This window comes from Acinetobacter sp. YH16056_T (assembly GCF_024605895.1).
Classification (GTDB): Bacteria; Pseudomonadota; Gammaproteobacteria; order Pseudomonadales; family Moraxellaceae; genus Acinetobacter; species Acinetobacter amyesii.
The window spans coordinates 904,960-918,733 of record NZ_CP094545.1; the positions used below are offsets into that span (position 1 = coordinate 904,960).

16 protein-coding genes and 1 riboswitch are annotated in these 13,774 nt (G+C 40.6%); of the genes, 4 read left to right on the forward strand and 12 right to left on the reverse strand.

Translation table 11 applies throughout. The features are described 5' to 3' along the window. Positions 1–21: 21 nt before the first annotated feature. From MST17_RS04420 to rpoD, 6 genes are all read right to left on the reverse strand, one after another. Positions 22–1,419, reverse strand: coding sequence for an APC family permease (locus MST17_RS04420; RefSeq protein ID WP_111885298.1), 1,398 nt, complete (start codon positions 1,417–1,419; stop codon positions 22–24). 265 nt (positions 1,420–1,684) lie between these two features. Continuing rightward, entirely contained in the window at positions 1,685–2,869 is a 1,185-nt protein-coding gene (locus MST17_RS04425; protein WP_111885299.1) for an iron-containing alcohol dehydrogenase, read from the reverse strand. Positions 2,870–2,872: 3 nt separating this feature from the next. Beyond that, complete coding sequence (locus MST17_RS04430) at positions 2,873–3,406, reverse strand: hypothetical protein (RefSeq protein WP_180011534.1); 534 nt, start codon at positions 3,404–3,406, stop codon at positions 2,873–2,875. Positions 3,407–3,481: 75 nt separating this feature from the next. Further along, positions 3,482–4,141, reverse strand: coding sequence for a lipoyl(octanoyl) transferase LipB (lipB, locus tag MST17_RS04435; RefSeq protein ID WP_180183115.1), 660 nt, complete (start codon positions 4,139–4,141; stop codon positions 3,482–3,484). Between the two features lie 157 nt (positions 4,142–4,298). Next, on the reverse strand, positions 4,299–4,586 hold the full coding sequence (locus MST17_RS04440; protein WP_078191448.1) for a YbeD family protein: 288 nt from the start codon (positions 4,584–4,586) through the stop codon (positions 4,299–4,301). 127 nt (positions 4,587–4,713) lie between these two features. Next, a complete protein-coding gene (rpoD, locus tag MST17_RS04445) occupies positions 4,714–6,603 on the reverse strand; it encodes an RNA polymerase sigma factor RpoD (protein ID WP_078192191.1) in 1,890 nt (629 codons plus the stop codon). Positions 6,604–7,002: 399 nt separating this feature from the next. Between rpoD and MST17_RS04450 the strand changes: the two genes are divergently transcribed. Beyond that, positions 7,003–7,212: a PA3496 family putative envelope integrity protein gene (locus tag MST17_RS04450; protein WP_078191373.1), complete on the forward strand. Its 210-nt coding sequence runs from the start codon at positions 7,003–7,005 to the stop codon at positions 7,210–7,212. Positions 7,213–7,279: 67 nt separating this feature from the next. Beyond that, complete coding sequence (locus MST17_RS04455) at positions 7,280–7,804, forward strand: YecA family protein (RefSeq protein WP_078191372.1); 525 nt, start codon at positions 7,280–7,282, stop codon at positions 7,802–7,804. An 80-nt stretch (positions 7,805–7,884) separates the two neighbouring features. Here the strand turns inward: MST17_RS04455 and MST17_RS04460 are convergent, their stop codons facing one another. The 5 genes from MST17_RS04460 to MST17_RS04480 form a co-directional block, all read right to left on the reverse strand. Beyond that, a complete protein-coding gene (locus MST17_RS04460) occupies positions 7,885–8,301 on the reverse strand; it encodes an ABZJ_00895 family protein (RefSeq protein ID WP_078192190.1) in 417 nt (138 codons plus the stop codon). A gap of 123 nt (positions 8,302–8,424) precedes the next feature. Next, positions 8,425–8,835, reverse strand: a complete 411-nt coding sequence (locus MST17_RS04465) for an ABZJ_00895 family protein (protein WP_180021958.1) — start codon at positions 8,833–8,835, stop codon at positions 8,425–8,427. A 20-nt stretch (positions 8,836–8,855) separates the two neighbouring features. After that, positions 8,856–9,467 (reverse strand): DedA family protein, encoded by a 612-nt coding sequence (locus tag MST17_RS04470; protein WP_111885305.1) that lies wholly within the window; start codon positions 9,465–9,467, stop codon positions 8,856–8,858. A gap of 366 nt (positions 9,468–9,833) precedes the next feature. Continuing rightward, a complete protein-coding gene (locus tag MST17_RS04475; RefSeq protein WP_180011540.1) occupies positions 9,834–10,130 on the reverse strand; it encodes a hypothetical protein in 297 nt (98 codons plus the stop codon). A 194-nt stretch (positions 10,131–10,324) separates the two neighbouring features. After that, positions 10,325–11,257, reverse strand: coding sequence for a rhodanese-related sulfurtransferase (locus tag MST17_RS04480; RefSeq protein WP_180025801.1), 933 nt, complete (start codon positions 11,255–11,257; stop codon positions 10,325–10,327). Positions 11,258–11,446: 189 nt separating this feature from the next. Between MST17_RS04480 and MST17_RS04485 the strand changes: the two genes are divergently transcribed. Together MST17_RS04485 and MST17_RS04490 are read left to right on the forward strand one after the other, a co-directional pair. Beyond that, positions 11,447–11,935 carry a DUF1289 domain-containing protein gene (locus MST17_RS04485; protein ID WP_078191447.1) on the forward strand — a complete coding sequence of 163 codons (489 nt, stop codon included), beginning with the start codon at positions 11,447–11,449 and terminating at the stop codon, positions 11,933–11,935. A 61-nt stretch (positions 11,936–11,996) separates the two neighbouring features. Then, complete coding sequence (locus MST17_RS04490; RefSeq protein WP_180025800.1) at positions 11,997–12,608, forward strand: LysE family translocator; 612 nt, start codon at positions 11,997–11,999, stop codon at positions 12,606–12,608. A gap of 87 nt (positions 12,609–12,695) precedes the next feature. On the opposite strand, the gene ribB is transcribed toward MST17_RS04490, so the two are convergent. Next, positions 12,696–13,355: a 3,4-dihydroxy-2-butanone-4-phosphate synthase gene (ribB, locus tag MST17_RS04495; protein ID WP_078191365.1), complete on the reverse strand. Its 660-nt coding sequence runs from the start codon at positions 13,353–13,355 to the stop codon at positions 12,696–12,698. Positions 13,356–13,458: 103 nt separating this feature from the next. Beyond that, positions 13,459–13,612: riboswitch (FMN riboswitch) on the reverse strand. Between the last annotated feature and the right edge of the window lie 162 nt (positions 13,613–13,774).

Genomic DNA, 13,774 nt, shown 5'->3' on the forward strand with positions numbered 1-13,774 from the left:
TTTGTTTAGAGATAAACTTGCTTAGAATTTATCATCAAATTCGTTATGCTGCGGTGCAGGGTGTTTAAAACCTTTAGTTTTATAACCAAGGTATAAAATACCGAACATTGCCCACCATAAACCATATTTCAAAGCAGTTTCTTCAATTTCTAACCACATCGCAAAGATACTGATAAAGCCAAGCATTGGAATAACCACGAAGCTAAAAATATCTTTGGCTGTTTTTGTGCGGCCATCACGAAGTGCATAACGTGAAATCACAGATAAGTTCACGAAAGTAAAGGCTGTCAATGCACCAAAACTAATCATCGAAATGACAATATCAAGATTCATAAAGCCCGCAGTTAATGCAACCGCACCTACGATCATGATGTTATAAGATGGGGTGAAATTTTTCGGGCTGATATGACCGAAGATTTTCTTATTAATAACACCATCACGGCCCATAACATACATTAAACGTGATACACCTGCGTGAGCAGAAATACCTGATGCCATTACTGTCACAATCGCAAAAGTTAAAACATAGGATTGGAACAGTGAGCCGCCGACGAGCAAGAGTATCTCTGGCTGTGTTTCAGCAATATTCTTGAAATAGTTACCTGGCTCAGCAGGGAAGAACAGCTGCATGAAGTAGGTACTAATAATGAAGATAATCCCTGCGATTAAAGCAGTTAAGAAAATCGCTTTCGGCAGTGTTTTCTCAGTATCTTTGGTTTCTTCTGCCAATGAACTTAATGAGTCAAAACCAGTGAACGAGAAGCACAGTAATGTTGCACCTGTAATCAGCGCACCCACAGACGTCAGCTCATTCCAGAATGGCTCAAGGCTCCATAATTGGTAGCGTTCTGCAGCAGAAATAGGGCCATCAGCATTGAAGCCCATTTGAAGCTTGCTGTAGACCATCCACGTGAAAATACCAATTACTAATAACTGCACAAGTACAATCAAGCTGTTAAAGTTAGCAACAAAACGCGCACCGCGTAAGTTAATTCCAGTCATGAATGCCGTTAGCACAATGACCCATACCCAGTGGTTTACTGTTGGAAATAGTGCTTCAAGGTAAATCACTGCAAGAATGATATTTACCATTGGAGATAATAGGTAGTCTAACCAAGAAGACCAACCCACCATGAAACCTACGTTCGGGTGAATAGATTTTTGGGCATAGGTATACGCAGAACCCGAAGAAGGGTAGCGACGGATCATATGACCATAACTAATCGAGGTAAACAGAATTGCAATCAGGGCAATAATGTAAGATGTCGGCACGTGTCGATGACTTTCTTCAGATACTAAACCAAAAGTATCAAATAGAGTCATTGGTTGGATGTAAGCCAAACCAATAATAATAATGTGCCAGAGTCCAAGCGTTTTTTGCAGTTTAGCTGCCGATTGAGTCCCAGAGATATTTGTCAACGGCGTTATCCTCTTATCGTTGATCAAGGATCAGTCATATTCTAAGGATCGTTTGAGACGAACGATCCCCCCTACGTTTTAAAACAAAAGTGCGCCAATCTACTCCAAATTGGTACATTTTGTCAGTAACTTTGAAATTATTTTTAGCAGAAATTATGCCAGTTTGATTAAAAAATAACTGATATTGCGTTCTGCAAGTGAAAAGCCCGATGTTTAAAAAAACATCAGGCTTAATTTTTCGCTATATTCGCTTATTTTTCAGCAATTACCAAGCTTTTTTTAGAATAGTTTTGAGGTCTTCTAAGCTGGCTTCTTTAGGATTATAAATAATCGATCCATCATTCAGTGCTTTCTCTGCCACTTCATCTAATTGAGCTTCAGTCACTTTACCTGTTTCACTCAAAGTACGTGGTAATTTGGTCAAACTAAACAAGCGGTCACGCATGGCTAAAAGCGTTGAAATAGCTTTTTCAGCGCGGAGGTTGGCCGGTGTTTGTGCATAAATATCAGGACCAGCCAGTGGTAATAGCAATTCAGCAATCTTATCGCCATTCACTTCTTTGTTGTATTCCAACACATACGGCAAGAATAAGTTCATGCATAAGCCGTGGGGCAGGTGAGCGACTGCACCCAGCGCATGACCTAATGAATGCACTAAACCGACCATTGAGTTCGAAAATGCAATTCCTGCCATCGTAGAGGCTTGTGCAAGTTCTAAGCGCCCATGTGCATCGCTGGTATTATCTAATACACCAAATAAGCTATTGCTAATTTTCTTGATTGCGGCAGTTGCATAGGCATCTGAAATCGGGTTCGCCGCCATGCACGTATAGGCTTCAATGGCATGCGTCATCGCATCCATCGCTGTCATTGCTGTAAGATGAGGCGGCAAAGTTTGCGTCATACGTGGGTCAAGAATTGCTGCATGTGGCATCAAATAATTCGATGCAAAAGCCATTTTAACATTCTTTTCAGGGTCAGAAACCACAGCGACCATAGTCACTTCTGAACCTGTCCCTGAGGTTGTTGGAATCACAAAAAATGGTTTTAAAGGTTTAGGTAAGTTGTGCGCACCTGAGTATTTCAGTAAGTCATCACCACCTTCAGATACCAAGATGTTGGTTGCTTTAGAGGTATCAATCACTGAACCGCCACCGACGGCAATAATGGCATCACATTGGTTGTCGCGGTAAAGTTGAGCCGCTTTACGTACGGTTTCTAGACTTGAGTCTGGCGGAACATCATCAAAAATATAGCCAATCACCGTCTCGGTACTTTCAAATGCCGCTTCAATCGGTGCAAGTAATTGATTACTGCGAACGCCTTTGTCAGTAATGATCATGGGGCGTTTAGCACCTAAAGTAGACAGTTCGAATGGAATGTGTTCTAAAGCAGCATGGCCAGCAATCACTTTTACAGGACAGAAAAATTCGTAATATGGTTTAGCCATGTGTTATGCGCTCCGTTTTAAATAAGACTGGGCTACTTTTAAATAAATATTTGCAGCACCGCTCAGTTTTTCTTTTAGGCTTAAATGTGTTGGATATTCTTTGACAGCCAATTCAGCCACCAATTTAGGTAAAATTAACGCTTCCATTTTGTTGAGACAACGCACCAGTCGGATGGCATAAGACAAATCACCATCGGCGATCATGCGGTCATTGGCAAAGGCTTGTGCGGTACTTTCTTGAAATGAGAAGACCAAAAAGGCATGATTCAAATGCTTAAACGTAATGGTTAAGTCAGGCTTTTGAGTGCCGGGTGTGAGGAGTTTGAGTTGATGGTCTTCCGTGACTTGCGCGACAAATGCAGCACCATTAGGAAAAACATTCATAGATAAAATAAAATTAACTGGAAATTTAGCAACTTCTTGTTTAATTTCTTCATCGACCTGGCTCGCCATGACCAGACCTCTGCCAATCACATCCATCATGAGTTTGACATAGGCCTGCTGGAGCGCGGGTTTAACGGATTTAGTTGCAATCACGTGTACATCCCTTATCTATAATTATTAATTTAGAGCTTTTACTCTAAATTATTTTATTTGAGAAAGCAAAGTCTTTTATAGTTGTTTGACTGTTACGTCTTTAAAGTAACCACTGTTTTTCAAAGTATCAATGATATCGACGCATAAGTTTTCAAATTTAGGGTAATCTTGCACCAAATCTTGTATACGAACCATTTCTAATCCAGCATAGCCACATGGATTAATGGTATGAAAACCAAATAGATCACAATCGATATTCAGTGCCAAACCGTGATAACTGCGGCCTTTACGAATTTTAAAACCGAGAGAACCAATTTTGCGTTCTGCAACATAAACACCGGGTGCATCAGGCTTGGCATAAGCGTCGATGCCGTACTTTTTCAGCAGTTCGATCATCAAGTTTTCTGCATAGGAAACCAGCGTACGCACGTTCCAACCTAAGCGATTTAAGTCAAACATGAAATAAGCGACCAACTGACCCGGTCCATGCCAAGTGACTTGTCCACCACGGTCTGTTTGTACCACAGGGATGTTACTTTGCACCAAAATATGTTCAGGTTTGCCAGCTTGCCCCTGAGTTAATACATCGGGATGTTGCAATATCCACAGCTCATCAGGTGAGTTTTCATCTCGCTGTTCAGTGAGAGTTTTCATCTCTAAAAAGCGGTCTGCATAAGGGGTAAGGTGGTTATATTGACGAATGATTAATTCGGGTTTTTGAACAGTTTCAGTCACGTATTTCGTGTCCTTTTCTATCAAAGTCATGTATGGATTATAATGAATTAGACGTACAAAAGGGGGGTTAAATACTGAATTACTTGAGGGTATTACTATTATACTTAGACATAAAAAACACGCTCGAAAGCGTGCTTTTTTATTTAAATCAACAGAATTACAGCGCGGTACGAATGTGTTTACAAGCTGCTAAATCCGCATAGACCGCATGTACTTGTTCTAACTCTTCGAAACGTAATTGAGCAGTAATTGAATGATATTTACCTGTACGAGATGGAGTCACAGTCATTTTACTGCCATCAAAATCAGGAAAATGTTTAACAAAAATTTCATTCACTGCAAGGCGAAGTTCTTCACCTGCATTACCAATCAATTTAATAGGGTAGTCCATAGGGAAGACCCAAAGATGCTCTTGCAATTCACGTGAAGGAGCGCGATTAGTCATATCAGTCATGGGACACCTCATTATTTAAAAATACCTGCAATGAGCAGGTATTTGGAATTATTTGCTACATGCTCATAATATGGGGCGGAAAACCCCATATTCAAGCCTGCATTGTCCTAGTTATAGGTTAATCATTCTCAAGGAATGAACGCAGATGTTCTGAGCGTGAAGGATGACGTAATTTACGCAATGCTTTCGCTTCAATCTGACGAATACGTTCACGTGTTACGTCAAACTGTTTACCCACTTCTTCCAAGGTATGGTCGGTTGGCATATCGATACCGAAACGCATTTTCAAGACTTTCGCTTCACGTTCAGTCAAGTTTTCAAGAACTTCACGTGTTGCTTCTTTTAAGCCTTCTGACGTTGCAGCGTCAATAGGAGAGGTGATATTACCGTCTTCAATGAAGTCACCAAGATGCGAATCTTCATCATCACCAATTGGTGTTTCCATTGAAATTGGTTCTTTCGCGATTTTAAGCACTTTACGAACTTTCACTTCGTCCATTTCTAGACGTTCACCTAATTCTTCTGGTGTAGGTTCACGACCCATTTCTTGAAGAAGTTGGCGAGATACACGGTTGATCTTGTTAATGGTTTCGATCATGTGTACTGGAATACGAATAGTACGTGCTTGGTCGGCAATCGAACGCGTAATCGCCTGACGAATCCACCAAGTTGCATAAGTAGAGAATTTATAACCACGACGATACTCGAATTTATCCACCGCTTTCATCAAGCCAATGTTACCTTCTTGGATCAAGTCGAGGAATTGCAAACCACGGTTGGTGTATTTTTTCGCAATCGAAATTACCAAACGTAAGTTAGCTTCAACCATTTCCTTTTTCGCACGGCGAGCTTTCGCTTCACCAATCGACATACGTTTAGAAATGTCTTTGATGCCTTTAACATCTAAACCAAGTTCTTTCTCGATGTCAGCGATTTTTTGTTGGAATGCCAGAACGTCAGGGCGGACTTTTTCAAGATAGCCTTTCATTTCTGCAGGTGCTTTAGCAATTTGTTCATCTAACCAAGCAAAGTTAGATTCTTGACCTGGGAAAGACGTACGGAATTGAGTACGGTCCATACGACCACGACGTACTGCATAGCGCATAACTTCACGTTCAGAAGTACGGATTTGGTCATGGGTATTACGAATCAAATCAGAGATGATGTCGAATAAACGTGGTGTGAATTTGAACATCATGAACACAGTTGCAAGTGCTTCAAGTGCAGCAGCAGCTTCTTTACTGTTACGCCCATGTTTTTCAATTGCAGCTTTAGTGACTAACCATGCTTGTTCAAGCTCAGTGAAACGTGCTTTAGCAATTTCAGGATCTGGACCAGATTCGCCTTCAGAATCATCATCACCTTCAGACTCTTCTTCTTCATCGTCATCATCAAGTTTGACATCTTTAGTTGGCTTGTTGGTTGACGCTTCATCTTCATCGATCTCAGAATCATCTTCGTCGATCACTTCAGGGATGGCTTCGTCAGATTCTGGATCTAAATAACCAGAAAGAATATCAGCTAAACGGCGTTCACCCGCTTCATAATCTTTATATTCTTGCAATACAACTTCGACTGCATTTGGCCAATAAGCAATAGAATGTAAAACGTCACGAATACCTTCTTCGATGCGTTTTGCAATGCTAATTTCGCCTTCACGTGTCAAAAGCTCAACTGTACCCATTTCGCGCATATACATACGCACAGGGTCAGTGGTACGACCGGGTTCATTTTCAACAGATGCAAGTACAGCAGCGGCTTCTTCTTCAGCAACTTCGTCAGTCGCTTCGCTGCCACCTTCAAACATTGTATCGTCAGTTTCTGGTGCACGATCATGTACCGGAATACCCACGTCATTCAACATCTGAATGATGTCTTCAATCTGTTCACTTTCAGTGATTGAGTCCGGGAGATGATCGTTAACCTCGGCGAAAGTTAGGTAACCTTGCTCTTTGCCTCGGCTAATCAGAGCCGCTACTTGAGAAGTAGGGGAAGTCATATCGCTCATCTTTGCTTACTCTTCGTTGAATCTGTGGCAGTAAAAAACCGTGCATTTTAGCACGATCGTCTCATTAAATCTTGTTAATAGCTGGCTTATCCCATTAGGACGGTACAGCATCAAGCTGTCCAATGAGATATTAAAAATTTAAATTCAGTAATTTAGGTGGGGCTGAAATTGTTGTTTTCAAGTTCATCCCATGCATCGATTATTTTACGAGTCATCTTTGACTGTCATAAAAATGAAGGACGCAGGGTGGATTATATCATGCCACAGGTTTTGGTAAGAAAAAAAGACCTATTTTTAAAGTTTAGTTGTTAAAAAAACAAATAAAACTTGACAATATTTTATATCCCATATAAATAGCGGCTAGACCCCTTCAATTTTTTTCATTATGAGGTAGTTTTGGTGTCTTCTACAGATTTTGAACTAGATGATAACTACGGTGATGATGATGTGAATTTCGATGAGGCCAGTGCAAAAACTAGCGCGAAAGAATCGTTAGAAAAGCGCCGACTTATTGATGACCTTCTGGCTCAGCGCCGTCTTGAACGTGAGCTTAAAGATTTTGATTACGACATCGACGATGACGATGATTTTGATGACGAAGAAGACTAAATAGCGATTTAGCATAGCGCTTGAAAATGCTATGCTTACGCATTAAGTTTCTAACTCTGGATTTGAAATGAGTGCTTTAGATTTAGACCTTTTGAGTGACTATTTAGACGGCGATGACAACGAGCATGGTCTAGATTTTGCAGCGACTCATGGTTTTTTATGTGCAATTGCAGTAGGCCCAGCTTTTGATAAATGGCTAGACGAACTTTTTGATAACAATCAGAAAAAAGTACCTGCTGAAATTATTGCACAAGTAAAAGCATGGCTCGAATCGATTCGTCAGAATCTTGCCAATGAAGATGGTATTGAATTTCCATTTGAAATTGAAGAAGCCGATGTTGAATCAAGTCTTGGTGACTGGAGTGTTGGCTTCGTTGATGCCATGTTCCTAAACGAAGATGCATGGTTCACCGACGAGTTTGAAGAACAATTGGTAGATTTAACTTTGCCAATCATGGTGTTCAGCGGCATTGATGAAGAAGATCCACAAATGGAATCTTTCCGTCGTAATGGTCAGTTGATGGATGAACTTGCAGAAGAAATCCCAACCAATTTGAACGAATTATATTTGATGTATCACACACCAAATTAATTTCGACGAAATTTAAAAAAAGCACCTTGGGGTGCTTTTTTTAGCGCTATACCTTTTCAATTCAAAGTTAGTCTAAAGGCTTAACTACGTTTGGCTTTTAAGAAGCTCTTTGCCATCCATCCAAAAGATAAAGCCAACATGAGATAATGGATGAATAAGGTAAAGCTGATAGCAAGCAGCCAGACCCAAGCGGGTAATTGCGTTAGCGCCATTTGAATAAAGGCTTGGGTTTCAGGGAAGATCAAGAGACAAATGACTGTAGCAACGACACTGATGAGAACCGAAGCTAAAATACAGCTCCAAATCAAAGTTCGCTTTTCTAACTTATTTGGCACTCGCTGATGGTCTTTAACAAAGCTGGATGCCGCAGCAAAACCGCCCACGATGAGACAGGTAATGGATGAACCACCGGGTAAATCAAAGAAAGACTCTATGGCTGCGACAGCGACCATGGCGAGGGCATAAGCAATGCTAAATGTGATGATGTATTTTTTCATTATTTAATGTTCATGTTTTCGTTTTATAAAGAGCGAGTATAGCTTGCCCGAAGTTTCTTCACTCAATTTTAAGTTTCAGTGAAGGGTATTGATTCAAATTCTAACGGAATAAGTTAAAAAAATTTATAATTTTTTAGCGCAGTAGTCTGCATACCAACCGTAGGCAATATGAAATATCGTGCCATGAATGGCGACCATGCAGAGCATAATTACAGCAGTTAGCCCAATGCCTGCATTATCCACAGACTTCATAATGCTTTCGGCATTGGGATTCATCAGCACCAAGAACAGCACAAAAAAGCTACCAATGATGATTGCAACGGCACTGGAGCCCCAAACCAGTTGGATCTTTTCATGGTTGCTAGGCACACGTTGTTCTTTCTTTACAAAATGCCCAACGCTGATTAATGCACATGCCACCAATGTAGGAATTAATGTAATACCACCAAGATTTAATCCAAAAATTAATACGGTAATCAAAAGCACCAAGGCGATGCTATAAACAGCAGCAAAGTGTAGGAGATAGTGTTTCATTTAAGCCCCAAAACAAAAAATTAACGAGGTCGACGTTGATGTCGACGGTACAAAATCCAAGCAATAATGATGACTGTGATCAGAATAATCACATGGCCAACTTTACTAAATATTTGCTGCATTAACTGCTGATTTTCACCTAAATAAAAACCCATACAAGCTAAAAAAGTGGTCCAAATAATCGTACCTAAACCACTATAAAACATAAACTTCCAAAATGGCATGCGGCTCATTCCAGCAGGAATACTAATGAGAGAACGCACAGCTGGAATCATTCGTCCGAAAAATACAATGCGGTGACCGTATTGCTCAAACCATGCTAGAGATTTTTTTACATCTGCCGATTTGATAAATAAATACTTTCCATAGCGATCGACGAAGTGAAAGATGGATTCATGCTTAAATTTATAGCCAATCCAATATAGCAATGCAGCCGCCAGTAAAGAACCGACACAACCTGAAATAATGACACCAATGAGGAGTAGTTGACCTTGGGAGGCAGAATAGCCAGCCGAGGGCATAATGATTTCAGAGGGGATTGGGGGGAAGACATTGTCAAGAAACATGAGCAGGGCAATACCGAGATAACCCAATTGTTCCATGATTGAAATGATCCATTCAGTTAAAGTCATGGTAGCCAAGGCAGAGAAAAGGTGTATTTATCCTATGTTGAAAAGCGCAGTGGGTAAAGTTCCGTTTTAAATATTCCTGAAACCACCTAAGCAAAAACAACAAATGTTGAGTTCATCTTGTATTAAGTAGCACGTAGGCTTAATGAGAAGGAAAATGTATGAATGAGTGATGGTATTGAGCAATGCTGAGTAATAGTAAAACTGAATAATTGATAGGCATAGAGTACGGTTTTTATATTACTGAGTTTACGCTGTGCAGTTTGGATTTTATTTTTGATTTTGGCGCTTTAGCAGCCTTAAAAATCGTTTTATATACTGAACAGCGTAGGACAAAGTTGCAATAAGTAGCTTTGCAAGGTGCGCAAATTAATCATCATGTTCCATATTTAACAGGGTGTGAATATAGACTTGGCGTAAGCTCAGCGATAAAGCAAATGGAATCGCACAAAGTCCAAGAATGTTGAGCAGAGTGGGTTGTAAGTGCAAGGTATAAGCAATAAATAAGGCAAAAATTGCACCAATGCATGTGGCAATACTGACTATCAAAATATGCGACTGTTGGTTAAGGAGGTGTTTTAATTCTGCAACACTTTCTTTTACACGTGGAGCGGGTAAAGCAAGGCGCCTTGAGGTTGCAATAGGAGAGTTGATTAATTTTGGCATAATGCTTTCCTTTTCAATTATCTATAATGATTTTCTCGGATCAATTGATCAGAATAAGCATAAATGCGCGAACTGATTCTCGTAAATAACCAGATATAGTTATTTTGTCAAAAAAATTAAGTCACTGTTGAGAATGCGTAAAAAAAGCCCTAAAAATAGGGCTTTTATTTATATATCGTTACAACAAATTTTCCTTAGAGACGCTTACGTTTTGCTGCCACAATTTGTGATTGACGCATACGGAAGCCTGCTTTTTGCTGTTCAGTAGTTTTGTCGATACAGTATTTGCATGATACGCCGTGTTCGTAGCTCGGAAGTTCAACTTCAGCAGGAGCCAGTGGCCAACCGCATGCGTGACATTTGATATTTTCGCCTTCTTCCATACCGTGAGTGACAGCAGTACGACCGTCAAATACGAAACATTCACCTTCCCACATGCTGTCGGAAGCAGGGGTTTCTTCTAAATATTTTAAGATACCGCCTTTAAGGTGATAAACCTCATTAAAGCCTTCTTGAAGTAAAAGTGAGGTTGATTTTTCACAGCGAATACCGCCTGTACAGAACATGGCAATTTTCTTATCTTTATGCTGCTCAAGCTCTTTTTTCACGTATTCAGGGAATTCACGGAAAGTCTCAGTTTTCGGGTCAATCGCACCCTTAAATGTACCTGCTTTGTACTCATAGTCGTTACGTGTATCAATTAGGATTACGTCATCACGTGTAATTAGTTCATTCCATTCTTTAGGATCAAGATAGTGACCGACTAAATCACGTGGTTTCACTTCCACACCTAAAGTCACGATTTCTTTTTTCAGTTTGATCTTCATTTTACGGAATGGTTTATCCGCACTATGCGATTCTTTGTATTCCATCGCATTGAATCCTTCGTTGAGAAGGAACTGATGGATGATATCTACAGATTTACGGTCACCAGCAACTGTACCGTTAATACCTTCACCTGCCACAATTAGAGTACCGCAAAGGTTGATGGTTTTTACCAAGTCTAAAAGACGTTGTTGAAGATCAGCAGGATCTTGAACTTCTTTGAATTGATAAAGTGCGGCAACAACCCAACCAGAGGTCGCTTGCTGTTCTACAGGTGCAAGCTGTTCTACAGTAGCGTTCATGGAGTACTCCAAATGAATAAAACAGGATAAAAATTAAGGCGCACATTCTACCGCGATTTGGATGAATAAGCGAGTAATGCGGTGGCTTTTAGCCACACATTTCATCATGGCTTCATTTCAGCAGTTTTAGCGTGTATAGTCATGCCGAGTTGTTTCTATCCTATAAATATTGATTGAATGGAGCCGGTTTTGAGTACTGATCGTCGAATTGCCTCGTTGACCCCATGTGCAGGGCGTTGTTCTACGGTATTTGGTGATTCAGTCTGCCGTGGTTGCCGCCGCTTTAACCATGAAGTCATAAAATGGAATACCTATACAGCCGAGCAACACACGGCCATTTGGTGTCGTTTAGATGCGCAGTTAGATCAAATTTTAATACCGATGTTGCCGCAAGCAGATATCGTCCATGTCGAAGGCTTTGTTTTGTCTAAGCGAGTTCGCTTACGTCCAGATGCAAGCAAAGGCCGAAAACTGTATCACGCACTCAAGCTCTGCGAAAAAAACCGTCATTTCACAGATGACAGTGGACTCGGGATACATTACAAACAGGTACGACCGTTGTGGGATGAATTTGAGCGTCGCGTTTTGGCACTCGCCACAGCCAGCTATGATTTGGCATTCTTAAGAGCAGATGCCATTCGCTTGCATTTATTGCAAAACATGGATGAAGAGGACTAAGTCCTCTTTTTTTATGTATGAAATTTATCGTGATCTAAATAATAAGTGAAGGAATCTCAGCGTGAATTATTCGGAGTACTTTTTATATTGTGTGGCAGTCATCGTAATGATTGCAACGCCTGGACCTGTCATGCTGTTGGTCGCAAGTGCAGGCTTACAAGGTGGCTATAAAAAGGCATTTCAAACCATTGTCGGGACGAATTTTGCTTCACTGATTTTGATCGTACTGTCGGTGTGTATTTTAAAAGGCATTTTAAATGTGAATGCGCACTGGCTCGATGGCATTAAAATACTGGGTTGTATATATATTGCTTATATTGGGTTTGATATTTTAAAAGAAGTGATGACACAGCCCACTGAGCAATCTCTGCAGTTAAAAGCAGCTCAAGGGGGCTTTAAGCAAGGACTGATCGTGGGGATTTCAAATCCTAAGGATATTATTTTCTTTGCTTCATTTTTTCCGCAGTTTGTAGGAATTACTCCTCATCTTAATCTGAGTTTAATTGTGTTGACCCTCAGTTGGATCGTTTTAGATTTTGCGACCTTGTCTTTGGTGTATTTGTCTTTTCATCGATTGTCGAAATCACGCTGGTATAAAAAATTGTTGGCACTGTGTGGGCTGATTTTAGTGGTAGTTGCCATCTACGGGATCTATAGCATATTCACGGTTTAATTCTTAACTTGAAATGTGCAGTAAAAAATAAAAAAGGCTGATTCAATCAGCCTTTTTATGAATGTGTAGAGCTTTAATTAATTCGCACTAGAGATTGTGCTGTAAACGATATTGCACAATTTCTTCAATGGTGAGTACAGTCAAATGATGGGTTTGTGCATACGCTAAAACTTGTACGCCATTGGCCATTGTGCCGTCTGGGTTGGTTAATTCACACAAAACACCTGCAGGTTTTAAACCGGCCAGACGTGCCAAATCAATAGTCCCTTCAGTATGTCCACGACGGGTCAATACGCCGCCTTCACGCGCACGTAAAGGAAAAACATGACCCGGACGGTTTAAGTCACTAGCAACAGCACCATCTTTAATTGCGGCTTTGACTGTTGTTGTTCGGTCTTTTGCTGAAACGCCAGTAGTAACACCTTCCGCAGCTTCAATGGTGACAGTAAAGGCAGTTTTAAAATGGCTAGAGTTATCAGACACCATGGGTGGAAGTTCTAAATGATTGGCTTGAGCATCGGTTAAACACAGGCAGACAATTCCTGAACCGTCACGAATCATACGTGCCATGGTTTCTACAGTGAGTGTTTCTGCAGCAACAATCAGGTCGGCTTCATTTTCACGGTCAAAATCGTCCATGACTAAAACAGGCTTGCCTTGACGAATGTCTTCTAAGGCTTGCAGCATGCGCTGTTCTGCAGGTGGAAGGGCAGAAAAGAAAATTTCGGGTTGAATTAAACTAGACATTGAAACGCTCGCGTAAATTTTAGATACGGTTGAACATTTCAGGACGTGTGAAATAGTGGCGTTACGATATATATTGAAAATGATCAATGATATAGAGATGTGACGTCGTCTTCTTTCATCCGGACTATACCGTCGGCTCAGGTATTGCACCTGATCTGCGAATCGTGTTTAAACGATTGGCTCGTGGGCTTTTTGTAGGGCGTTCAACCCAGCAAATTTACCACCGGTGGGGAATTTCACCCCGCCCTGAAGCGATGTATCTTGAGTATAGACCTGTTTGTGTGGTGATGGGGGATTATTGCCTAGAATCATTTGCAAAATTTTAGATAAGTAAAGTTATAAGATTGGATTTGTAAGCATTTTTATAAAGTGTGCCAAAGCATGCTATCGTGCCGATAAATCAACCATGATTGCATAAT

Excerpts from the sequence above, each read along its gene's own strand:
- MST17_RS04425 (WP_111885299.1), bottom strand. The coding sequence starts at position 2,869 with ATGGCTAAACCATATTACGAATTTTTCTGTCCTGTAAAAGTGATTGCT.
- MST17_RS04440 (WP_078191448.1), bottom strand. The coding sequence starts at position 4,586 with ATGACTAATCGCGCTCCTTCACGTGAATTGCAAGAGCATCTTTGGGTC.
- rpoD (WP_078192191.1), bottom strand. The coding sequence starts at position 6,603 with ATGAGCGATATGACTTCCCCTACTTCTCAAGTAGCGGCTCTGATTAGC.
- MST17_RS04455 (WP_078191372.1), top strand. The coding sequence starts at position 7,280 with ATGAGTGCTTTAGATTTAGACCTTTTGAGTGACTATTTAGACGGCGAT.
- MST17_RS04460 (WP_078192190.1), bottom strand. The coding sequence starts at position 8,301 with ATGAAAAAATACATCATCACATTTAGCATTGCTTATGCCCTCGCCATG.
- MST17_RS04465 (WP_180021958.1), bottom strand. The coding sequence starts at position 8,835 with ATGAAACACTATCTCCTACACTTTGCTGCTGTTTATAGCATCGCCTTG.
- MST17_RS04470 (WP_111885305.1), bottom strand. The coding sequence starts at position 9,467 with ATGACTTTAACTGAATGGATCATTTCAATCATGGAACAATTGGGTTAT.
- MST17_RS04475 (WP_180011540.1), bottom strand. The coding sequence starts at position 10,130 with ATGCCAAAATTAATCAACTCTCCTATTGCAACCTCAAGGCGCCTTGCT.
- MST17_RS04480 (WP_180025801.1), bottom strand. The coding sequence starts at position 11,257 with ATGAACGCTACTGTAGAACAGCTTGCACCTGTAGAACAGCAAGCGACC.
- ribB (WP_078191365.1), bottom strand. The coding sequence starts at position 13,355 with ATGTCTAGTTTAATTCAACCCGAAATTTTCTTTTCTGCCCTTCCACCT.